Origin of the sequence: Citrobacter sp. RHBSTW-00944, from assembly GCF_013615435.1 — a bacterium.
Taxonomy (GTDB): domain Bacteria; phylum Pseudomonadota; class Gammaproteobacteria; order Enterobacterales; family Enterobacteriaceae; genus Citrobacter; species Citrobacter braakii.
In genome coordinates this window covers 1,195,560-1,215,810 of sequence record NZ_CP055418.1, presented here as the reverse complement: position 1 = coordinate 1,215,810, position 20,251 = coordinate 1,195,560, and the positions used below count along the sequence as shown (strand labels likewise).

Here is a 20,251-nt window from a genome sequence, read left to right as displayed (position 1 = left end):
CCGTTCAGGAGTAAGACCATGACCGCCATTCCCCAACCGACGGCCATTGATGGATACCGCTGGCTGAAAAACGACATCATCCGCGGTGTGTATCAGCCTGATGAAAAACTGCGTATGAGCCTGCTGACCTCACGCTATGAGCTTGGCGTGGGACCGTTACGCGAAGCGCTTTCGCAGTTGGTTGCCGAGCGGCTGGTCACGGTGGTCAATCAGAAAGGGTATCGTGTCGCCCCAATGTCCGAACAGGAGTTACTCGATATTTTCGATGCCCGCGCCAATATGGAAGCCATGCTGGTCGCGCTGGCCATTGAACGCGGCGGCGACGCCTGGGAAGCTGAAATTCTGGCGCGGGCGCATATGCTCGGCAAGCTTGAAGCCGTTGACGCCAGTGAACAGATGCTCGACGAGTGGGATCAGCGCCATCAGGCTTTTCACTCGGCAATTGTCGCTGGCTGCGGTTCACAGTATCTGCTGCAAATGCGCGAACGGCTATTCGATTTGGCGGCGCGCTACCGGTTTATCTGGCTGCGAAAGACGGTGCTGTCGGTGGAGATGTTGGAAGATAAACACGATCAGCACCAAACCCTGACCGAAGCAATTCTGGCACGCGATGCCGCACGTGCCAGCGAATTAATGCGCCAGCATCTGCTGACGCCCATTCCAATTATTCAACAAGCGATGTCCGGCAAATTGCTGACGCAATAAGCCTGAACATTCTTATTGTTCTGGAATACGCAAAACCTGCCCTGGATAAATTTTATCCGGGCTTTTCAGCATCGGTTTATTCGCTTCAAATATCTGGTTATACAGGTTGGCGTTACCGTATACCTGTTTGGCAATAGCGCTCAGGGTATCTCCTGATTTTACGGTATAAAACTGGCTTTCACTCGCCGGCGCAGAAGTTTTTACCTGATCGTCGACGCTGGCAATACCAGAGATATTACCAATCGCAATCAGGATTTTTTCTTTCGCTTCCTGACTTAGTCCATCGCCAGAAACGGTGGCTTTACCTTCGTTAATTTGGACGTTCACTTTATCCGCATCCGGGATGCCCGTTTTGTTCAGGTGTTCCTGTACCTTTTTTGCCAGATCGGCAGTGTCATGGTTGCCTGTAACCGCATCCCACAGTTTTTCACCCGCATCTTTTACAAAATTAAAGAGTCCCATATCCACCTCGGTAGTTAACAATCAACACCAGGAAGTGTAGCAGAGGAGAAAGGAGCGCAAAGAAAACGGCGCCAAAGCGCCGTAGTAGAAGGGTAATTAGTTACGCGTTTGTATCCAGAAGGCGTGGATCAGACCCGGGATGTAGCCCAGCAGCGTCAGAACAATATTGAGGATAAATGCCCAGCCGAACCCCTTCCCCAGCAGCACGGCAAGCGGGGGCAGAATAATAGTAAAAACGATTCTCCAGAAACCCATACACACTCCATACAAGCAAAAAGTTACTCATTGTTTAAAAAGAGATTTTATCTCTAAGCATAGTCAGTGTACCTAACTCTGCCAGCCTTCCCCTGCTGTTTTACCCTCCTTTACGCTCTTTACGCTGGCGTACGTTGACCGTTTATTTTAGAATAAGCTTAATTTAGAATATACTTAAATACATATGACTGAACTTGAACAACTCCAGGCCAGCGCTGAGCAGGCTGCCGCCCTGCTAAAAGCGATGAGTAACCCGAAAAGGTTGCTGATTTTGTGCATGCTCTGCGGCTCACCCGGTACCAGCGCGGGCGAATTAGCCCGTGTTACCGGCCTGAGTCCTTCCGCCACTTCGCAGCATCTGGCGCGTATGCGCGAAGAGGGCCTGATAGACAGCCAACGCGATGCCCAGCGCATCCTGTACTCCATCAAAAATGCGGCCGTGAATTCACTGATCGCCACATTAAAAACACTGTATTGCCCATAAGGAGCCATCATGACCATTGGGACGATTTCCCCGCGCGAGGCGCAGACGCTGGTCGCACAAGGCGCAAAACTGATTGATATCCGCGATGCTGACGAGTATCTGTACGAGCATATTCCGGAGGCGCATCTGGCGCCATTACCTACGCTAGAGCAGGGATCGCTGCCTGCGAATTTACGCGCCGGACAGGTGATTTTTCACTGCCAGTCAGGCAAACGTACACAAAACGCGGCGACAAAACTGAACGCTATTGCCGCGCCTGCGCAGGTCTGGTTGTTGGAAGGTGGAATTGACGGCTGGAAAGCCGCAGGTTTTCCGGTGGCAAAAGATCGTTCACAACCGTTACCGCTGATGCGCCAGGTGCAGATAGCCGCCGGCAGCCTTGCCTTACTCGGCGTCATTCTGGGCTACACCGTTAGCAGCGCCTTCTTCCTGCTGAGCGGTTTTGTGGGCGCCGGGCTAATACTCGCTGGCGTGACCGGCTTTTGCGGCATGGCGCGATTGCTGGATATCATGCCCTGGAACCGACGTACTCATTAAGCGGTAATCATTGAAACTGCACTGTACCCGCTGATTGACGTGATCTATGGTGAGTTCTGCGATAAATAAAGGAGAGCAATATGTTTAAACCTGGCGATCTGGTTCAACCACGCATGGGTGGACCTAAACTGAAAGTTGTCGAAGTCAATGGCGATCACATTGTGGCGGTACACGCCAGTAATGAAAGCGGCGAAAAATTCACGCTGAAAGCAGCTGACGTGACGCGATATACCGAAGAGGGTGATTTTGGCGTTTGCTGAAAATAAGCGGTGAGGTCGCCCTCACCGCATTAATAATCAGATCAAAAAGTCATCAAGAGATTTACCGGCAGCCAGTGCCTGGGCAATTGGCTTCGGTGTGCGACCCTGTCCGGTCCATGTTTTTGTTTCACCATTGAGATCGGTAAAACGATATTTCGCCGGGCGCGGCTGACGTTTTTTAACTGAACGTGCCGTCGCAGGCGTCATGCTCAGCAGCTCTTCCGGATTGATCCCGTCTGCCTGCATCATCGCCAGCAAAGTATTAATTTTTTCCTGCTGTTCTGCACGTTGGCGCTGTAGTTGTTCTTCTTCATCACGGCGTTCTTTGGTCACTACCCTAAATTTTTCAAGCATATCTTCCAGCACATCAACGGAAAATTCACGAGCCATTGCACGCAGCGAGCGGATATTATTTAAGTTTTTTAACATTGAACTCATATTAACAAAACCTCTTTAACGTAAAACATAAAAACGGTATTACCCTAAATATTGTATGCAACTGCTTATTATATTTCCAGTCTAATTTATTCGCATATTACTAATCAAAAAAGCTAATTCGTGTATTTATCGCATCCATTTTGATATCGCCTATGCGATATATTCTATTCCTCTGCTAGTCGCTATAAATATACTTGCAAGGAGTCTCAGGGTATCACTCGAAAAACAGGCCACAACATCGCGCGGAGCCGGTGCGTATACATATTGCACATTAGTCAACATTGAGAAAAGGAGCGCAAAAAATTCAGAAAAACAAATTTCCATAACCCATTGATCTAAAATGCCTTTAATTAAATCAGCAACGAAAATACCAAAACGAACAAAAAACAAACCATTGCAGAGCATTTTATCGACAAAAAGGTAATAAATAAAAATTTTAAGCTAGTTGCTAGTTATTATCCAGGCAGATATCCTATTCAAACGCGAAAGCAGCAAGACAAATCACTAGCAAGAAGGTATTCAAAACCTTTTTTTCCCTTTTTACAAGGAGCATTAACATGTTCTCTCCGCAGTCACGCTTGCGTCATGCAGTAGCAGACACGTTCGCGATGGTTGTTTATTGTTCTGTCGTGAACATGTTGATCGAAATATTCCTTTCAGGAATGAGCTTCGAACAGTCTCTGTACTCCAGACTGGTGGCTATCCCCGTCAACATCCTGATCGCGTGGCCATACGGCATGTATCGCGATTTGTTTATGCGCGCGGCGCGTAAAGCCACGCAAGCAGGATGGGGGAAAAACCTGGCGGACGTGCTGGCTTATGTCACCTTCCAGTCACCAGTGTATGTGATTATTCTTTTGACGGTTGGCGCCGACTGGCACCAGATTACGGCTGCAGTAAGTTCGAACATCGTGGTATCAATGCTGATGGGCGCGGTCTATGGCTACTTTCTTGATTATTGCCGCCGCCTGTTTAAGGTCAGCAGCTATCACCAGGCTAAAGCCTGACAGATCTCTTCGCGACTGGCCCTGCCAGTCGCATTATTAGTTTGAACTAACGTCGCCAAACAACCCACTCAGATAACGCTCAAGCGCAATTCGCGAACTGAAGCCGTGCGGAATACCATAATGTTCGTGAGTCTCTCCGGCTAAATATAGCGGGAATTGCTGGTAGTGATCGCAGGTTTTAATATCCGTCGCAGGTTCCGCCAGCGAAGAGCTGCGCTCTTTTAGCGTGGGATGGATAACTAATGCGGTACGTCCCATACGTGCTTCACGGTTAACGTACACATAATTTTCGCCACGACGATAGCCGTACGTTTTTTGCGTCACTACATCGACGGTAAAGCCCACTTTTTCAAGTACGCGCGCCACCTCATCAGGTCGTAAATACATATATTTTCCTCGTTATCTTTTTTACTGCGGGCTTACCTTACCTGATTCAGCATTAGCAACGCTTTCAGAAAAGTCCATAAACGAGTGGCGATGGTGGGACGAATATCTTAAGAACCGCGCAGAATTATGTCAGCGCCATCCGCAGTTGATACGCCGCCTGCTGCGCCATTTCCACCGAGCTGATGTTGGTAAACGACAGCAATATTCCCCCCTTTCCTGCTGAAGTTATTCGCCAGCGGCTTAACGCCTGAACCGCCAGCCCGGCCTGATTCGCTTTGCGCACTAGCGCAACATCATCTCCGTCGACAGTTATCACCAGCTGAATCCCTCCTTCCTGAGGAATGACGTTAAATCCTTGTTCGCTCAGCGCGTTTTCCATCCATTGACGTCGCAGGGCATAATTCTGGCGCATACGTTTTAAGTGCCGCCAGAAGTGGCCATCTTGCATAAAATCCGCCAGCGTTTGCTGCCATAAAACCGGAACGCTACAGGCCGTTAGCGCCGCCTGCTGACGAAAATGTTCGACCTGAGTCAGGGGTACCACCAGCCATGCCGTGCGCAAAGCCGGAAACATCGATTTGCTGAACGTTCCGGCATAAATCACCCGCTGGGGCGCATCCAGACTTTTTAGCGGCGGCAACGGTTTGCCGTGGTAGCGAAATTCACTGTCGTAATCATCTTCAATGATCCACGCCTGCGCCCGAGTCGCCCATTCAAGCAGTTGGTGGCGACGGTCTAATGACAGGGCGATGCCCAGCGGACTTTGGTGTGCGGGAGTGAGCAGCACAAAACGCGCCTGCGGGTAGTCACGGATCCCAGCGCAGACATCCAGGCCATCGGCATCAACTGCCACCGGCATCAGCTCAATGCGCTCCTGAGCCACCACAGGGTGAATCAACGGAAAGCCAGGATCTTCGACCCACATCCCCTCACCGGGTTGAGACAGAGCGCGCAGGATTAACGTCATTGATGCCGCGTAGCCTGAAGTAATAAAAATCTGCTCCGGCTGGCACTCAATACTGCGTGAGACGCGCAGGTAATCGACAATCGCCTGACGTAACACCCGTTCGCCGCAAACATCGCCCACGGCCAGGTCAAAACGCGTTTGGGTGCGTAAACGCCGCCCCATCACCCGCGCCCAGACGTCCCGCGGGAAGAGATCGAGTGCGGGTAATCCCATCTGAAAAGGCTGCGGCCTGGGGTTTTCTCCGGCGAAGATGGCGGGAGACACAGGTGCGTTTTCCGGTCGCAGTTGCTCACTGACAAATGTTCCTGCCTGCCCGCGTCGCGCGAGCCAGCCCTGCGCCACCAGATCTGCATAGGCATTTTCCACCGTCGAACGTGATACCCCCAGCTCCTGGGCCCAGGTCCGACTGGAGGGCAATCTTGTGCCTGGCTTTAGTTCACCTTTCTCAATGGCGTTTTTTAACTGACGGGCGATTTGCTGATAGCGTGGCATTTATGGTCTGCTTTTTTGGCAACAATATGGCTCTCTGTAGCAGTCCATTATAGTGCTACATTGCGGGTCATCCAAACGAGGAGAAATACCATGACAATGTTACGCCAGCCCTATTATGAACTCAGCCCTGAAATCTATAACGCTTTGGTTCAGGCCAGCAAAGCGCTGGAAAACTGCGCGCTGGAACCTACGCTGACGGAACTGATTTACCTGCGAGTCTCGCAAATCAACGGCTGCGCCTTTTGCCTGGAAATGCACAGTAAGGCGCTGCGCAAATCCGGTGTTGCGCAGGCCAAACTGGACGCGCTGGCAGGCTGGCGGGTGAGTCATCACTTCAGCGAGCAGGAGCGTGCGGCGCTGGCGTGGGCCGAATCCGTCACCCATATAGCCAGCACCCATGCCGAAGATGACGTTTATCTGCCGCTGCTCGACCATTTTAGCGCGAAAGAGATTAGCGATCTGACGTTTGCTATTAGCCTGATGAACTGCTTTAACCGTCTGGCGGTAGGGATGCGCATGTGATTCTGCGCTGCCGGATGGCGACATAAACGCCATCCGGCAACCTGCCATAGTTCCTATCACTTCCTCCGTCAGGCTCATCACCCATGCCCTCATCAATCTAAAATTACCATATCTTGTATGGTTGAATCTTTTTAAAACTACATCTAGTATCTCCTCTATCAAGACACACACAACCTGACGCCCTCTATCGCGTCATTCTTTTACTTTTAGATGGAAATACGAATCATGCGCATTGTTATTTACACTCGTAACAACTGTGTTCAGTGCCACGCTACTAAGCGGGCGATGGAAAGCCGCGGGTTTGACTTTGAGATGGTAAACGTCGATTTACACCCTGATATGGCTGATCGCCTGCGCGATCAAGGCTTTCGTCAGTTACCGGTCGTGGTCGCAGGGGAAACCAGTTGGTCAGGATTTCGCCCGGACATGATCAACCGTCTGCGCTCGGCCCCTCAAGTGGCCAGCGCATGAGTCAGCTCGTCTACTTTTCCAGCAGCTCCGAAAATACGCACCGCTTCATGCAGCGTCTGGGGCTGCCTGCCATCCGCATTCCGCTTAACGAACGCGAGCGGATCCGGGTAGACGAACCTTACATTTTAATCGTGCCCTCCTACGGTGGCGGCGGTACAGCTGGCGCGGTCCCGAGACAGGTGATCCGCTTTTTAAACGATACGCACAACCGGGCGTTAATCCGTGGAGTGATCGCCTCCGGCAATCGCAATTTCGGAGACGCCTACGGTCGCGCGGGTGATGTCATCTCACAAAAATGCGGCGTGCCGTGGCTCTATCGCTTTGAGCTGATGGGCACCCAAAGCGATATCGACAACGTGCAAAAAGGAGTGAGCGAATTTTGGCAACGACAACTGCAGAACGTGTAGAACAGCAGACGCTGGATTATCACGCCCTGAACGCCATGCTGAATCTGTACGATAAGGCCGGGCGCATTCAGTTCGACAAAGACCATCAGGCGGTGGAGGCATTCTTTACCGCCCACGTCCGCCCCAACTCGGTGGCGTTTGCCAGCCAGCAGGCGCGTCTGGACACGTTGGTGGATGAAGGCTATTACGATGCCAGCGTGTTAGCCCGCTACGATCGCGCGTTTGTGCTGAAGCTATTCGCCCACGCCCACGCCAGCGGATTTCGTTTCCAGACGTTCCTCGGCGCATGGAAGTTCTATACCAGCTATACGCTGAAAACGTTCGACGGGAAGCGCTATCTCGAAGACTTTGAGGATCGCGTAACGATGGTGGCACTCACGCTGGCGCAGGGCGATGAAGCGCTCGCTCTGCAACTGACCGATGAAATGCTCTCCGGGCGTTTTCAACCCGCCACGCCAACCTTTTTAAACTGCGGTAAACAGCAACGCGGCGAGCTGGTTTCCTGCTTCCTGTTACGCATTGAAGACAACATGGAGTCAATTGGACGGGCGGTCAACTCGGCGCTGCAACTCTCCAAACGCGGCGGCGGCGTGGCATTTTTGCTCTCTAACCTGCGTGAGGCGGGTGCGCCCATTAAGCGCATTGAGAACCAATCCTCTGGGGTGATCCCGGTAATGAAAATGCTGGAGGATGCGTTTTCTTATGCGAATCAATTAGGGGCGCGTCAGGGTGCGGGCGCGGTGTATCTGCACGCGCATCATCCGGATATTTTGCGTTTTCTCGATACCAAACGTGAAAACGCCGACGAGAAAATCCGTATCAAAACGCTCTCGCTTGGTGTGGTGATCCCGGATGTCACCTTCCAGTTAGCCAAAGAAAATGCCCAAATGGCGCTGTTTTCACCGTATGACATGGAACGCATTTACGGCAAACCATTCGGTGATATCGCCGTAACTGAACGGTATGACGAACTGGTTGCCGACAAACGAGTGCGCAAAAAATACATTAACGCCCGCGATTTCTTCCAGCGACTGGCCGAGATCCAGTTCGAGTCCGGCTACCCTTACATCATGTTTGAAGACACGGTGAATCGCGCCAATCCGATTGCCGGTCGTATCAATATGAGCAACCTGTGCTCGGAGATTTTGCAGGTTAACAGCGCTTCCACCTACGATGAAAACCTCAATTACGCGCAAACAGGGCACGATATCTCCTGCAACCTCGGCTCGTTGAATATCGCTCATACCATGGATTCGCCAGACTTTGGGCGGACCGTGGAAACGGCGGTTCGCGGCTTAACGGCCGTTTCGGACATGAGCCATATCCGCAGCGTACCCTCAATTGAGGCCGGGAACAGCGCATCGCACGCCATCGGTCTTGGGCAGATGAACCTGCACGGGTATCTGGCACGGGAAGGTATCGCCTACGGCTCACCTGAAGGGCTGGATTTCACCAATCTCTATTTCTACACCATCACCTGGCATGCGCTGAATACGTCGATGAAGCTCGCCCGGGAACGCGGCAAAACCTTTGCCGGATTCAGGCAGTCCCGCTACGCCAGCGGTGAGTATTTTAACCAGTATCTACAGGGCGACTGGCAGCCAAAAACCGACAAGGTTCGCACACTGTTTGCCACCAGCGGCATTACGCTGCCAACGCGCGAAATGTGGTCGCAGCTGCGTGAAGATGTCATGCGCTACGGCATTTATAACCAGAATTTACAAGCGGTTCCGCCAACGGGTTCTATCTCCTACATCAACCATGCGACATCAAGCATTCACCCGATCGTGTCAAAAGTGGAGATTCGCAAAGAGGGCAAAACCGGGCGCGTTTACTACCCTGCCCCGTTTATGACCAATGAGAATCTGGCCTTGTATCAGGATGCCTACGAGATTGGTCCACAAAAAATCATTGATACCTACGCTGAAGCAACGCGGCATGTCGATCAGGGGCTTTCACTGACGCTCTTTTTCCCCGATACCGCCACCACTCGCGATATCAACAAAGCGCAGATTTACGCCTGGCGTAAGGGCATCAAATCGCTGTATTACATCCGACTACGCCAGTTGGCGCTGGAAGGAACCGAAATCGAAGGTTGCGTGTCATGCGCGCTGTAAGGAGGACAACATGACATTATCCCGCGTGAGTGCCATCAACTGGAACAAGATTGAGGATGATAAAGATCTCGAGGTTTGGAATCGCCTGACCAGTAACTTCTGGCTACCGGAAAAGGTCCCGCTCTCCAACGATATCCCGGCCTGGCAAACGTTGAACGCCGCCGAACAGCAGCTGACTATCCGCGTTTTTACCGGGCTGACGCTGCTCGACACTATTCAGAACATAGCCGGTGCGCCAGCATTGATGGCCGATTCGTTAACGCCGCATGAAGAGGCGGTGCTATCGAATATCAGCTTTATGGAAGCGGTGCACGCCCGTTCGTACAGCTCAATTTTCTCCACTCTTTGCCAGACCAAAGACGTGGATGCGGCTTACGCGTGGAGTGAAGAAAATACCCCACTCCAGCGCAAGGCACAGATCGTTTTGACACATTACGCCAGCGACGAACCGTTGAAGAAAAAAATTGCCAGCGTGTTCTGGAATCCTTCCTGTTCTATTCCGGCTTCTGGTTGCCAATGTATTTCTCCAGCCGCGGAAAACTGACCAATACCGCCGATCTCATTCGTCTGATCATTCGTGATGAAGCCGTTCACGGGTATTACATTGGTTATAAATATCAAAAAGGTCTGGAGCACATTTCTGAATCCGCACGCGAGGAGTTAAAGAATTTTGCCCTCGATCTGCTGATGGAATTGTATGATAACGAAGCGCATTATACGGAAGAATTGTATGCAGAAACCGGCTGGGTGGATGACGTCAAAGCCTTCCTTTGCTACAACGCCAATAAGGCATTAATGAATTTGGGGTATGAGGCATTATTCCCGCCAGAAATGGCGGAGGTTAACCCGGCAATCCTTGCTGCGCTGTCGCCCAACGCTGACGAAAACCACGATTTCTTCTCGGGTTCCGGCTCATCATACGTGATGGGAAAAGCTGTCGAAACCGAAGACGACGACTGGAATTTCTAGCACTCATTTCCGCGGGAAATACCGTACATTTTTCGCGGAAATATTTTAACAGGATCACACTTTTGTCGTGCAAATATAATTGTGTGATCTACACTCAATATCAGACGCATTATTCGCCTGCATTTCAGCAATTCAGGCGACTTTTCATTGCCATTTACAAAAAATATTACCCCATTCACATTCGCGCTCAGCCCTTATATCACGGGAAGTCCCGCCACATGGCCTTCGGCAATATTCGTGCCACAAACAAATTCAGGGTTGTCTCAGATTCTCAGTATGTTAGGGTAGAAAAAGGTCACTATTTCCATCAGGTAATATATCGATATAAACAAATAACAGGAATCATTCTATTGCATGGCAATTAAATTAGAAGTTAAAAATCTCTATAAGATATTTGGAGAGCATCCGCAGAGAGCCTTCAAATATATTGAAAAAGGACTTTCAAAAGAGCAGATTCTGGATAAAACAGGGCTATCGCTTGGCGTTAAGAACGCCAGTCTGGCCATTGAAGAAGGCGAGATATTTGTCATCATGGGATTATCCGGTTCGGGTAAATCCACAATGGTACGCCTTCTCAATCGCCTGATTGAACCCACCCGCGGGCAAGTATTGATTGACGGCGTAGACATCGCCCGGATATCCGATGCTGAGCTTCGCGAGGTGCGCAGAAAAAAGATTGCGATGGTTTTCCAGTCCTTTGCCCTGATGCCGCACATGACGGTCCTGGACAATACGGCATTCGGCATGGAATTAGCCGGTGTTGGCGCGGATGAACGTCGTGAAAAAGCGTTAGATGCGCTGCGTCAGGTTGGTCTGGAGAATTATGCTCACGGATACCCGGATGAACTTTCCGGAGGGATGCGCCAGCGTGTGGGCCTCGCCCGTGCATTAGCCATTAACCCTGACATCTTATTAATGGATGAGGCCTTTTCTGCCCTCGATCCGTTAATTCGTACCGAGATGCAGGATGAACTGGTAAAACTACAGGCGAAACATCAACGTACCGTGGTCTTTATTTCCCACGATCTCGACGAAGCTATGCGTATTGGCGACAGAATTGCCATTATGCAAAACGGTGAAGTGGTCCAGGTCGGCACGCCAGATGAAATCCTGAATAATCCGGCCAATGATTATGTACGCACCTTCTTCCGCGGCGTTGATATTAGCCAGGTCTTTAGTGCCAAGGATATTTCACGTCGTAGCCCTGAAGGTTTAATTCGTAAAACGCCCGGGGTCGGTCCACGTTCAGCGCTGCAATTATTGCAGGACAAAGATCGCGAATATGGTTACGTGATCGAGCGCGGCAATAAATTCGTCGGCGTTGTCTCTATCGACTCTTTAAAAACAGCATTAAGTCAGGCGCAAGGTATTGAAGCGGCATTGATCGATGAGCCGTTAGCCGTGGATGCGCAAACTCCTCTCAGCGAGTTGCTTTCTCATGTCGGCCAGGCCCCGTGCGCGGTGCCGGTTGTTGATGAGGAACAGCAGTATGTGGGCATCATTTCAAAACGCATGCTGTTACAGGCTTTAGATCGTGAGGGGGCAAACAATGGCTGATCAAACCAATCCGTGGGATACCACACCAGCGGCCGACAGTGCCGCACAAACCGCCGATGCCTGGAGTACGCCATCAGGCGCGCCAGCTGACGGCGGTGGCGCAGACTGGCTGACCAGCGCACCCGCGCCGGCGCCGGCGCCAGAGCATTTCAATATTATGGATCCGTTCCATAAAACGCTGATCCCGCTGGATAGCTGGGTCACAGAAGGGATCGACTGGGTCGTTACCCATTTCCGTCCGGTCTTCCAGGGCATTCGAGTCCCGGTGGATTATATTCTCAACGGCTTCCAGCAGCTTCTGTTGGGTATGCCAGCCCCGGTGGCGATTATCCTGTTCGCTCTGATTGCCTGGCAGATTTCCGGCGTTGGAATGGGCGTTGCTACGCTGATTTCATTGATTGCAATCGGGGCCATCGGCGCGTGGTCGCAGGCCATGATCACCCTGGCGCTGGTACTAACCGCGCTGCTGTTCTGCGTGGTGATCGGTCTACCGATGGGGATCTGGTTGGCGCGCAGTCCACGGGCGGCAAAAATTGTTCGTCCGCTGCTGGACGCCATGCAAACCACACCTGCGTTCGTCTATCTGGTGCCGATCGTCATGCTGTTTGGTATCGGCAACGTCCCGGGCGTGGTGGTGACGATTATCTTCGCCCTGCCGCCAATCGTGCGTCTGACCATTCTGGGGATTAACCAGGTGCCAGCCGACTTGATTGAAGCCTCGCGCTCATTTGGCGCCAGCCCGCGTCAGATGCTGTTTAAAGTCCAGCTCCCGCTGGCGATGCCTACCATTATGGCCGGGGTCAACCAGACGCTGATGCTGGCGCTCTCAATGGTCGTCATCGCGTCGATGATCGCCGTCGGCGGACTGGGTCAGATGGTTCTGCGCGGAATCGGTCGTCTGGATATGGGGCTTGCCACCGTCGGCGGAGTTGGGATCGTGATCCTCGCCATCATTCTCGACCGCCTGACGCAGGCTGTCGGTCGCGACGCCCGTAGCCGTGGCAACCGTCGCTGGTACACCACCGGTCCCGTTGGGCTTATCACTCGCCCATTCACGAAGTAATTCACCCGCTGCCCGGTGGCGTATTGCTTACCGGGCCTATACGTCCCTCCAATAATTAAGGAACAACGATGCGACAGAACGTCATTATTGCCACAGCGTTTGCCACCCTTGTCTCCACCAGCACTTTCGCTGCCGATCTGCCAGGCAAAGGCATCACTGTACAGCCAATCCAGAGCACTATCTCTGAAGAATCCTTCCAGACGCAACTGGTCGCCCGTGCGCTGGAGAAACTGGGTTATACCGTTAACAAAACAAGCGAAGTTGACTACAACGTCGGCTATACCTCCATTGCCTCTGGCGATGCAACTTTTACCGCTGTGAACTGGCAGCCGCTGCATGATGATATGTATGCCGCAGCGGGCGGAGACAAAAAGTTCTATCGCGAGGGGGTATTCGTTACGGGTGCCGCGCAAGGTTATCTGATCGATAAAAAAACCGCTGAGCAGTATAAAATCACCAACATTGCCCAGTTAAAAGATCCGAAGATCGCCAAAATCTTTGACACCAACGGCGACGGAAAAGCAGACATGATGGGCTGCTCGCCGGGCTGGGGCTGCGAAGCGGTGATCAACCACCAGAACAAAGCCTTCGATCTGGAAAAAACCGTCGAGGTCAGCCACGGTAACTATGCGGCGATGATGGCTGACACCATTACCCGCTTTAAAGAAGGCAAACCCATTCTTTACTACACCTGGACACCGTACTGGGTGAGCGACGTAATGAAACCGGGTAAAGATGTGGTCTGGCTGCAGGTGCCGTTCTCTTCCCTGCCAGGCGAGCAGAAAGACATTGATACCAAGCTGCCAAACGGCGCCAACTACGGCTTCCCGGTGAACACTATGCATATCGTCGCCAACAAAGCCTGGGCGGAGAAAAACCCGGCTGCGGCGAAACTGTTTGCCGTCATGAAGCTGCCGCTGGCGGATATCAACGCGCAGAACGCGATGATGCACGACGGGAAAGCATCTGAAGCCGACGTGCAGGGTCACGTTGACGGCTGGATCAAAGCCCACCAGCAACAGTTTGATGGCTGGGTGAAAGAAGCGCTGGCTGCGCAGAAATAACCCCCTCGTAGGCCTGATAAGCGTAGCGCCATCACACCAATGCTGGATGGTGGCGCGATGCGCCTTATCCGGCCTACACGCCCTCCTCCCAACCACACAATCCATCACCCAACAAATCAGCAACATTTAATCACTTACGTTATGATTGTTTTCTGCAACCCATTTTTCAGTTGAAAACCATGACGAAAACCACTCAGGGACTTAGCCCTTCGCTGATCCTGTTAATGTCTATCGCCACCGGCCTCGCCGTCGCCAGTAACTATTACGCGCAGCCGCTGCTCGACACCATCGCACGTAACTTTTCGCTATCGGCCAGCACCGCTGGCTTTATCGTCACCGCGGCCCAGCTCGGCTATGCCGCCGGCCTGCTGTTTTTAGTACCGCTTGGCGATATGTTTGAACGTCGGATGCTGATCGTCTCCATGACGCTGTTAGCGGCAGGCGGCATGCTTATTACCGCCAGCAGCCAGTCGCTGGGCATGCTGATCCTCGGCACCGCCCTTACCGGATTGTTCTCGGTAGTGGCACAGATTCTGGTTCCGCTGGCGGCGACGCTTGCCACGCCGGATAAGCGCGGTAAAGTTGTCGGCACCATTATGAGCGGCCTGCTGCTGGGTATCCTGCTGGCGCGCACCGTGGCGGGATTACTGGCCAATCTTGGCGGCTGGCGCACCGTATTTTGGGTCGCATCGATATTAATGGCGCTGATGGCGATTGCGCTGTGGCGCGGTCTGCCGAAGATGAAATCAGATACTCATCTCAACTATCCGCAACTGTTAGGCTCCGTATTCAGCCTGTTTATCCATGATAAATTGCTGCGTACCCGCGCGATGCTGGGCTGCCTGACCTTTGCCAATTTCAGTATTCTCTGGACCTCTATGGCGTTTTTGCTCGCCGCGCCGCCGTTTAACTACTCCGAAGGAACGATCGGGCTGTTTGGCCTGGCAGGGGCCGCAGGGGCGTTAGGCGCGCGTCCGGCAGGTGGTTTTGCCGATAAGGGAAAATCACATCTCACCACGACCACAGGTCTGTTATTACTGCTGCTCTCCTGGTGGGCTATCTGGTTAGGGCATAGTTCCGTGCCAATGCTGATTATCGGTATCCTGGTCCTGGACCTCACCGTTCAGGGTGTGCATATCACCAACCAGACGGTTATCTATCGCATTCATCCGGACGCGCGTAATCGCCTGACCGCCGGATACATGACCAGCTATTTTATTGGCGGGGCGGCAGGTTCGCTGATTTCGGCCTCCGCCTGGCAGCATGCCGGTTGGGCTGGCGTTTGTCTGGCCGGTACGACCGTTGCCCTACTCAACCTGTTGGTCTGGTGGCGAGGATATCACCGTCAGGAAGCCGTAAATTAAGCATATAGCGTATGTTTACCGCTGATTGGGCTCCGCAGGGTGTTAAGGAGCCCATCAGTCTGCTAAGGTTATAACTCATTGAACCAATTTATATTAATTTCGGTAATGAAACCTATAACCCTATGGAAAGCCCGATATCCCAGTCTGAACCCAGTTCTGCAACGCTAACTGAAGGATTCAAAGACAGCCTGCCAATAGTCATCAGCTATATTCCGGTCGCTTTTGCATTTGGTCTCAATGCCACTCGCCTTGGCTTTACTCCGGTTGAAAGCGTGTTTTTCTCCTGCATTATCTATGCGGGAGCCAGCCAGTTTGTCATCACCACAATGCTCGCCGCAGGCAGTTCTTTGTGGGTCGCCGCACTGACCGTCATGGCCATGGATGTACGCCATGTTTTGTACGGACCTTCCCTGCGTAGCCGAATCGCCCAGCGACTGAGCAAACCCAAAAGCGCGCTGTGGGCCTTTGGTCTCACCGATGAAGTCTTTGCCGCCGCCACCGCGAAGCTGGTACGGGATAACCGGCGCTGGAGTGAAAACTGGATGATCGGCATTGCGCTATGCTCCTGGGCCTCCTGGGTGTTTGGCACGGTGATCGGCGCGTTTTCCGGTAGTGGTTTACTCAAGGATTACCCGGCAGTTGAAGCGGCGTTGGGCTTCATGCTCCCGGCGCTGTTCATGAGCTTCCTGCTCGCCTCTTTCCAGCGTCAACAAGCACTTTGTGTAACTGCAGCACTGGCCGGCGCGCTGGCTGGCGTCATGCTGTTTTCCATTCCTGCCGCCATCCTTGCAGGCATTGTCTGCGGATGTCTGACGGCTCTTATCCAGTCATTTTGGCAGGGAGGTCCCGATGAGCTATGAGGTCCTGCTGCTTGGCCTGTTGGTCGGCTGCGTTAACTACTGTTTTCGTTATTTGCCGCTCCGTCTTGGAGTGGGCAATGTTCGCCCGACGAAGCGCGGCGCGACGGGCATATTACTCGACACCATTGGCATTGCATCAATTTGCGCCCTGTTGGTGGTGTCTACCGCGCCAGAAGTGATGCACGATTCTCGTCGGTTCGTGCCTACGCTGGTGGGGTTTATCATACTGGGCGCAAGCTTCTATAAGACCCGCAGCATCATCATTCCAACCTTACTGAGTGCTCTGGGCTATGGATTAGCCTGGAAAATGCTGATTGTCTTATAGATAAAAACAATCATTTTAAATAAATAATACATTTACTTTATTTGTCACTGTCGTTACTATATCGGCTGAAATTAATGAGGTTATACCCAAATGGATAGTTCGTTTACGCCCATTGAACAAATGCTAAAATTTCGCGCCAGCCGCTACGAAGAGTTCCCTTATCAGGAAGTGCTTCTGACTCGTCTATGCATGCACATGCAGGGCAAGCTGCTGGAAAACCGCAATAAGATGCTGAAAGCTCAAGGGATTAACGAGACATTGTTTATGGCGTTGATTACGCTGGAGTCTCAGGAAAACCACAGTATTCAGCCTTCTGAACTGAGTTGCGCGCTTGGCTCGTCACGCACTAACGCAACCCGCATTGCGGATGAGTTAGAAAAACGTGGCTGGATCGAACGTCGCGAAAGCGATAACGATCGCCGCTGTCTGCATCTGCAATTGACCGAGAAAGGCCACGCATTTTTGCAAGAGGTGTTACCGCCTCAGCATAACTGCCTGCATCAGCTTTGGTCATCTCTCAGCACCACCGAAAAAGATCAGCTTGAGCAAATTACCCGTAAACTTCTGACCCGTCTTGACCAGATGGAGCTGGATGGCGCGGTATTAGAAGCGTTGCGCTAACGCGCCGACTCGCTCAGAAATCCAGATTTATAAATGAAAAAACCGACAGGCCAGCACGCATACTGCTGGCCTGTCTGATAAACAGGTCGGCTCAGCCGATGTGAAAAAAAAAGAAGATCGTGGAGAACAACATGAGCGCAAATGCGGAGACTCAAACCCCGCAGCAACCGGTCAAGAAGAATGGCAAACGTAAAAGTATGCTGCTCCTTCTGACCTTGCTCTTTATTATCATTGCCGTGGCATATGGGATTTATTGGTTTTTAGTACTGCGTCATGTCGAAGAGACAGACGATGCGTACGTGGCAGGGAACCAGGTTCAAATCATGGCGCAGGTATCAGGCAGCGTGACGAAAGTCTGGGCTGATAACACTGACTTTGTAAAACAAGGCGATGTGCTGGTCACCCTCGACCAGACGGACGCAAAGCAGGCATTTGAAAAAGCCAAAACTGCGCTGGCTTCCAGCGTGCGTCAGACGCACCAGTTGATGATCAACAGCAAGCAGTTACAGGCAAGCATTGAAGTGCAGAGAACCGCGCTGGCGCAGGCACAAAGCGACTTTAATCGCCGTGTCCCGCTGGGCAATGCCAACCTGATTGGCCGCGAAGAGCTGCAACATGCGCGTGATGCCGTCGCCAGCGCTCAGGCTCAGCTTGATGTTGCTATCCAACAATATAATGCCAACCAGGCGATGATTCTCGGCAGTAAGCTGGAAGACCAGCCCGCCGTGCAACAGGCGGCCACTGAAGTGCGCAATGCCTGGCTGGCGCTGGAACGAACCCGAATCGTCAGCCCAATGACTGGCTATGTTTCCCGTCGTTCCGTGCAGCCGGGAGCGCAAATTAGCCCGACCACGCCGCTGATGGCGGTCGTTCCAGCCACTAACCTGTGGGTGGATGCCAACTTCAAAGAAACACAGCTCGCGCACATGCGTATCGGTCAACCGGCGACCGTGATCAGCGATATTTACGGCGATGACGTGAAATATACCGGTAAGGTTATCGGGCTGGATATGGGTACGGGCAGCGCCTTTTCCCTGCTGCCAGCACAAAACGCGACGGGTAACTGGATCAAAGTCGTCCAGCGTCTGCCGGTGCGTATTGAACTGGATGCACAGCAGCTGGCGCAGCATCCGCTGCGTATCGGTTTATCTACGCTGGTTACGGTAGATACCTCAAATCGTGACGGACAAATTCTGGCAAGCCAGGTTCGCACCACGCCGGTATCAGAAAGTAATGCACGGGAAATCAACCTTGCTCCGGTCAATAAGATGATCGAAGAGATCGTGCAGGCCAACGCGGGCTAATTCAAAGGTGCGTGTGATGCAACAGCAAAAACCGCTGGAAGGCGCGCAGCTCGTCATTATGACGATCGCGCTGTCCCTGGCGACATTCATGCAGGTGCTGGACTCCACCATTGCTAACGTGGCGATCCCCACTATCGCCGGGAACCTCGGCTCTTCACTGAGCCAGGGTACCTGGGTGATCACCTCATTCGGGGTGGCGAACGCTATCTCGATTCCGATCACCGGCTGGCTGGCAAAGCGTTTTGGCGAAGTAAGGCTATTCATGTGGTCAACTATCGCCTTCGTCATTGCGTCATGGGCATGCGGGATGTCCACCAGCCTGAGCATGCTGATTTTCTTCCGCGTAATCCAGGGGATTGTCGCCGGTCCATTAATTCCGCTGTCACAAAGCTTGTTGTTGAATAACTATCCTCCCGCCAAGCGTTCCATCGCCCTGGCGCTATGGTCGATGACGGTGATTGTTGCCCCGATATGTGGCCCTATTCTTGGGGGCTATATCAGCGACAACTATCACTGGGGCTGGATATTTTTCATCAACGTGCCAATCGGTGCTGCGGTGGTATTGATGACCCTGCAAACCCTGCGCGGTCGGGAAACCAAAACCGAGCAGCGGCGCATCGATGCCATTGGTCTGGCCCTGCTGGTCATTGGTATCGGCAGTTTGCAGATTATGCTCGACCGCGGCAAAGAGCTGGACTGGTTCGCCTCTCAGGAGATTATCATCCTGACGGTGGTCGCCGTTGTCGCCATCAGCTTCCTGATCGTCTGGGAGCTTACCGACGAGCACCCCATTGTCGACCTCTCGCTGTTTAAGTCGCGCAACTTTACCATCGGCTGTCTGTGTATCAGTCTGGCCTATATGCTCTACTTCGGCGCAATCGTCCTGCTGCCGCAGCTGTTGCAGGAGGTATACGGCTATACGGCAACCTGGGCCGGTCTGGCGTCAGCGCCGGTTGGGGTGATTCCGGTGATCTTATCGCCGATTATCGGCCGCTTCGCGCACAAGCTTGATATGCGTCGGTTAGTCACGTTCAGTTTTATTATGTACGCCGTCTGTTTCTACTGGCGTGCGTGGACGTTCGAACCGGGTATGGACTTTGGCGCATCGGCCTGGCCACAGTTTATTCAGGGTTTCGCGGTAGCCTGCTTCTTTATGCCGCTGACGACTATCACGCTGTCCGGCTTACCGCCTGAGCGTCTGGCCGCGGCATCAAGTTTGTCGAACTTTACGCGAACGCTGGCCGGCTCTATTGGCACATCAATTACGACGACGATGTGGACTAACCGCGAGTCACTTCACCATGCGCAGTTAACGGAATCCGTTAATCCTTACAATCCAAACGCGCAGGCAATGTACGATAAGCTGCAGGATTTAGGGATGACGCACCAGCAGGCGTCAGGCTGGATAGCCCAGCAGATCACCAATCAGGGGCTGATTATTTCCGCCAACGAAATCTTCTGGATGTCGGCGGGGATCTTCCTGGTCTTGCTTGGCCTGGTGTGGTTTGCCAAACCACCCTTCGGTGCGGGCGGCGGCGGCGGTGGCGCGCACTAAATATCTGATAAAAGGGATCTGCGGATCCCTTTTTTATTGCCCCCTAGGAGTAATGCTT

The 20,251-nt window shown here is 52.6% G+C and carries 23 protein-coding genes and 1 pseudogene; 19 read left to right on the top strand and 5 right to left on the bottom strand.

Features of this window, described 5'->3' with window-relative positions:
- Window positions 1-18 precede the first annotated feature (18 nt).
- Window positions 19-705, top strand: coding sequence for a DNA-binding transcriptional regulator CsiR (csiR, locus tag HV334_RS05695; RefSeq protein ID WP_047358821.1), 687 nt, complete (start codon window positions 19-21; stop codon window positions 703-705).
- Between the two features lie 12 nt (window positions 706-717).
- Here csiR and lysM read toward each other — a convergent pair whose 3' ends face one another.
- Together lysM and HV334_RS05685 are read right to left on the bottom strand one after the other, a co-directional pair.
- Entirely contained in the window at window positions 718-1,167 is a 450-nt protein-coding gene (lysM, locus tag HV334_RS05690; RefSeq protein WP_016154138.1) for a peptidoglycan-binding protein LysM, read from the bottom strand.
- Window positions 1,168-1,263: 96 nt separating this feature from the next.
- Complete coding sequence (locus tag HV334_RS05685) at window positions 1,264-1,422, bottom strand: YqaE/Pmp3 family membrane protein (protein ID WP_181221261.1); 159 nt, start codon at window positions 1,420-1,422, stop codon at window positions 1,264-1,266.
- 184 nt (window positions 1,423-1,606) lie between these two features.
- Here HV334_RS05685 and HV334_RS05680 point away from each other — a divergent pair, with 184 nt between their 5' ends.
- The 3 genes from HV334_RS05680 (at window position 1,607) to HV334_RS05670 (ending at window position 2,703) form a co-directional block, all read left to right on the top strand.
- On the top strand, window positions 1,607-1,906 hold the full coding sequence (locus HV334_RS05680) for a metalloregulator ArsR/SmtB family transcription factor (RefSeq protein ID WP_016154139.1): 300 nt from the start codon (window positions 1,607-1,609) through the stop codon (window positions 1,904-1,906).
- A gap of 9 nt (window positions 1,907-1,915) precedes the next feature.
- Window positions 1,916-2,443, top strand: a complete 528-nt coding sequence (locus tag HV334_RS05675; RefSeq protein ID WP_016154140.1) for a rhodanese family protein — start codon at window positions 1,916-1,918, stop codon at window positions 2,441-2,443.
- Window positions 2,444-2,523: 80 nt separating this feature from the next.
- The gene (locus HV334_RS05670) at window positions 2,524-2,703 is read left to right on the top strand and encodes a hypothetical protein (RefSeq protein ID WP_016154141.1); all 180 of its coding nucleotides are present in this window, start codon (window positions 2,524-2,526) and stop codon (window positions 2,701-2,703) included.
- A gap of 36 nt (window positions 2,704-2,739) precedes the next feature.
- Here HV334_RS05670 and stpA read toward each other — a convergent pair whose 3' ends face one another.
- A complete protein-coding gene (stpA, locus tag HV334_RS05665) occupies window positions 2,740-3,141 on the bottom strand; it encodes a DNA-binding protein StpA (RefSeq protein ID WP_181221260.1) in 402 nt (133 codons plus the stop codon).
- A gap of 557 nt (window positions 3,142-3,698) precedes the next feature.
- Between stpA and alaE the strand changes: the two genes are divergently transcribed.
- Window positions 3,699-4,148, top strand: coding sequence for an L-alanine exporter AlaE (gene alaE / locus HV334_RS05660; RefSeq protein WP_016154144.1), 450 nt, complete (start codon window positions 3,699-3,701; stop codon window positions 4,146-4,148).
- 36 nt (window positions 4,149-4,184) lie between these two features.
- On the opposite strand, the gene HV334_RS05655 is transcribed toward alaE, so the two are convergent.
- Together HV334_RS05655 and HV334_RS05650 are read right to left on the bottom strand one after the other, a co-directional pair.
- On the bottom strand, window positions 4,185-4,535 hold the full coding sequence (locus HV334_RS05655; protein ID WP_016154145.1) for a DUF2002 family protein: 351 nt from the start codon (window positions 4,533-4,535) through the stop codon (window positions 4,185-4,187).
- 124 nt (window positions 4,536-4,659) lie between these two features.
- Window positions 4,660-5,994 (bottom strand): PLP-dependent aminotransferase family protein, encoded by a 1,335-nt coding sequence (locus tag HV334_RS05650; RefSeq protein ID WP_181221259.1) that lies wholly within the window; start codon window positions 5,992-5,994, stop codon window positions 4,660-4,662.
- A 90-nt stretch (window positions 5,995-6,084) separates the two neighbouring features.
- Between HV334_RS05650 and HV334_RS05645 the strand changes: the two genes are divergently transcribed.
- The 14 genes and pseudogenes from HV334_RS05645 (at window position 6,085) to emrB (ending at window position 20,193) form a co-directional block, all read left to right on the top strand.
- The gene (locus HV334_RS05645; RefSeq protein WP_016154147.1) at window positions 6,085-6,516 is read left to right on the top strand and encodes a carboxymuconolactone decarboxylase family protein; all 432 of its coding nucleotides are present in this window, start codon (window positions 6,085-6,087) and stop codon (window positions 6,514-6,516) included.
- A 225-nt stretch (window positions 6,517-6,741) separates the two neighbouring features.
- The gene (nrdH, locus tag HV334_RS05640; protein WP_016154148.1) at window positions 6,742-6,987 is read left to right on the top strand and encodes a glutaredoxin-like protein NrdH; all 246 of its coding nucleotides are present in this window, start codon (window positions 6,742-6,744) and stop codon (window positions 6,985-6,987) included.
- On the top strand, window positions 6,984-7,394 hold the full coding sequence (nrdI, locus tag HV334_RS05635) for a class Ib ribonucleoside-diphosphate reductase assembly flavoprotein NrdI (protein ID WP_016154149.1): 411 nt from the start codon (window positions 6,984-6,986) through the stop codon (window positions 7,392-7,394). Before nrdH ends, nrdI begins: the two co-directional genes overlap by 4 nt.
- Window positions 7,367-9,511, top strand: coding sequence for a class 1b ribonucleoside-diphosphate reductase subunit alpha (gene nrdE / locus HV334_RS05630; protein ID WP_181221258.1), 2,145 nt, complete (start codon window positions 7,367-7,369; stop codon window positions 9,509-9,511). The genes nrdI and nrdE overlap by 28 nt, the downstream gene beginning before the upstream one ends.
- 10 nt (window positions 9,512-9,521) lie before the next feature.
- Window positions 9,522-10,480: pseudogene (gene nrdF, locus HV334_RS05625) on the top strand (class 1b ribonucleoside-diphosphate reductase subunit beta).
- A gap of 354 nt (window positions 10,481-10,834) precedes the next feature.
- Window positions 10,835-12,037, top strand: coding sequence for a glycine betaine/L-proline ABC transporter ATP-binding protein ProV (proV, locus tag HV334_RS05620; protein WP_016157301.1), 1,203 nt, complete (start codon window positions 10,835-10,837; stop codon window positions 12,035-12,037).
- Window positions 12,030-13,100 (top strand): glycine betaine/L-proline ABC transporter permease ProW, encoded by a 1,071-nt coding sequence (proW, locus tag HV334_RS05615; protein WP_181221257.1) that lies wholly within the window; start codon window positions 12,030-12,032, stop codon window positions 13,098-13,100. Before proV ends, proW begins: the two co-directional genes overlap by 8 nt.
- A 68-nt stretch (window positions 13,101-13,168) precedes the next feature.
- On the top strand, window positions 13,169-14,164 hold the full coding sequence (gene proX, locus HV334_RS05610; protein WP_016154154.1) for a glycine betaine/L-proline ABC transporter substrate-binding protein ProX: 996 nt from the start codon (window positions 13,169-13,171) through the stop codon (window positions 14,162-14,164).
- A gap of 179 nt (window positions 14,165-14,343) precedes the next feature.
- Window positions 14,344-15,528, top strand: coding sequence for an MFS transporter (locus HV334_RS05605; RefSeq protein ID WP_047358817.1), 1,185 nt, complete (start codon window positions 14,344-14,346; stop codon window positions 15,526-15,528).
- Window positions 15,529-15,650: 122 nt separating this feature from the next.
- The gene (locus HV334_RS05600) at window positions 15,651-16,388 is read left to right on the top strand and encodes an AzlC family ABC transporter permease (protein WP_019077531.1); all 738 of its coding nucleotides are present in this window, start codon (window positions 15,651-15,653) and stop codon (window positions 16,386-16,388) included.
- Window positions 16,378-16,713 carry an L-valine transporter subunit YgaH gene (gene ygaH / locus HV334_RS05595; protein ID WP_181221256.1) on the top strand — a complete coding sequence of 112 codons (336 nt, stop codon included), beginning with the start codon at window positions 16,378-16,380 and terminating at the stop codon, window positions 16,711-16,713. The genes HV334_RS05600 and ygaH overlap by 11 nt, the downstream gene beginning before the upstream one ends.
- 90 nt (window positions 16,714-16,803) lie before the next feature.
- Window positions 16,804-17,334, top strand: a complete 531-nt coding sequence (gene mprA, locus HV334_RS05590) for a transcriptional repressor MprA (protein ID WP_181221255.1) — start codon at window positions 16,804-16,806, stop codon at window positions 17,332-17,334.
- 131 nt (window positions 17,335-17,465) lie between these two features.
- Window positions 17,466-18,638 carry a multidrug efflux MFS transporter periplasmic adaptor subunit EmrA gene (gene emrA, locus HV334_RS05585; protein ID WP_047499459.1) on the top strand — a complete coding sequence of 391 codons (1,173 nt, stop codon included), beginning with the start codon at window positions 17,466-17,468 and terminating at the stop codon, window positions 18,636-18,638.
- Between the two features lie 16 nt (window positions 18,639-18,654).
- Complete coding sequence (emrB, locus tag HV334_RS05580) at window positions 18,655-20,193, top strand: multidrug efflux MFS transporter permease subunit EmrB (protein ID WP_047499457.1); 1,539 nt, start codon at window positions 18,655-18,657, stop codon at window positions 20,191-20,193.
- The last annotated feature ends 58 nt before the right edge of the window (window positions 20,194-20,251 follow it).

Excerpts from the sequence above, each read along its gene's own strand:
- csiR (WP_047358821.1), top strand. The coding sequence starts at position 19 with ATGACCGCCATTCCCCAACCGACGGCCATTGATGGATACCGCTGGCTG.
- lysM (WP_016154138.1), bottom strand. The coding sequence starts at position 1,167 with ATGGGACTCTTTAATTTTGTAAAAGATGCGGGTGAAAAACTGTGGGAT.
- HV334_RS05685 (WP_181221261.1), bottom strand. The coding sequence starts at position 1,422 with ATGGGTTTCTGGAGAATCGTTTTTACTATTATTCTGCCCCCGCTTGCC.
- HV334_RS05680 (WP_016154139.1), top strand. The coding sequence starts at position 1,607 with ATGACTGAACTTGAACAACTCCAGGCCAGCGCTGAGCAGGCTGCCGCC.
- HV334_RS05675 (WP_016154140.1), top strand. The coding sequence starts at position 1,916 with ATGACCATTGGGACGATTTCCCCGCGCGAGGCGCAGACGCTGGTCGCA.
- HV334_RS05670 (WP_016154141.1), top strand. The coding sequence starts at position 2,524 with ATGTTTAAACCTGGCGATCTGGTTCAACCACGCATGGGTGGACCTAAA.
- stpA (WP_181221260.1), bottom strand. The coding sequence starts at position 3,141 with ATGAGTTCAATGTTAAAAAACTTAAATAATATCCGCTCGCTGCGTGCA.
- alaE (WP_016154144.1), top strand. The coding sequence starts at position 3,699 with ATGTTCTCTCCGCAGTCACGCTTGCGTCATGCAGTAGCAGACACGTTC.
- HV334_RS05655 (WP_016154145.1), bottom strand. The coding sequence starts at position 4,535 with ATGTATTTACGACCTGATGAGGTGGCGCGCGTACTTGAAAAAGTGGGC.
- HV334_RS05650 (WP_181221259.1), bottom strand. The coding sequence starts at position 5,994 with ATGCCACGCTATCAGCAAATCGCCCGTCAGTTAAAAAACGCCATTGAG.
- HV334_RS05645 (WP_016154147.1), top strand. The coding sequence starts at position 6,085 with ATGACAATGTTACGCCAGCCCTATTATGAACTCAGCCCTGAAATCTAT.
- nrdH (WP_016154148.1), top strand. The coding sequence starts at position 6,742 with ATGCGCATTGTTATTTACACTCGTAACAACTGTGTTCAGTGCCACGCT.
- nrdI (WP_016154149.1), top strand. The coding sequence starts at position 6,984 with ATGAGTCAGCTCGTCTACTTTTCCAGCAGCTCCGAAAATACGCACCGC.
- proV (WP_016157301.1), top strand. The coding sequence starts at position 10,835 with ATGGCAATTAAATTAGAAGTTAAAAATCTCTATAAGATATTTGGAGAG.
- proW (WP_181221257.1), top strand. The coding sequence starts at position 12,030 with ATGGCTGATCAAACCAATCCGTGGGATACCACACCAGCGGCCGACAGT.
- proX (WP_016154154.1), top strand. The coding sequence starts at position 13,169 with ATGCGACAGAACGTCATTATTGCCACAGCGTTTGCCACCCTTGTCTCC.
- HV334_RS05605 (WP_047358817.1), top strand. The coding sequence starts at position 14,344 with ATGACGAAAACCACTCAGGGACTTAGCCCTTCGCTGATCCTGTTAATG.
- HV334_RS05600 (WP_019077531.1), top strand. The coding sequence starts at position 15,651 with ATGGAAAGCCCGATATCCCAGTCTGAACCCAGTTCTGCAACGCTAACT.
- ygaH (WP_181221256.1), top strand. The coding sequence starts at position 16,378 with ATGAGCTATGAGGTCCTGCTGCTTGGCCTGTTGGTCGGCTGCGTTAAC.
- mprA (WP_181221255.1), top strand. The coding sequence starts at position 16,804 with ATGGATAGTTCGTTTACGCCCATTGAACAAATGCTAAAATTTCGCGCC.
- emrA (WP_047499459.1), top strand. The coding sequence starts at position 17,466 with ATGAGCGCAAATGCGGAGACTCAAACCCCGCAGCAACCGGTCAAGAAG.
- emrB (WP_047499457.1), top strand. The coding sequence starts at position 18,655 with ATGCAACAGCAAAAACCGCTGGAAGGCGCGCAGCTCGTCATTATGACG.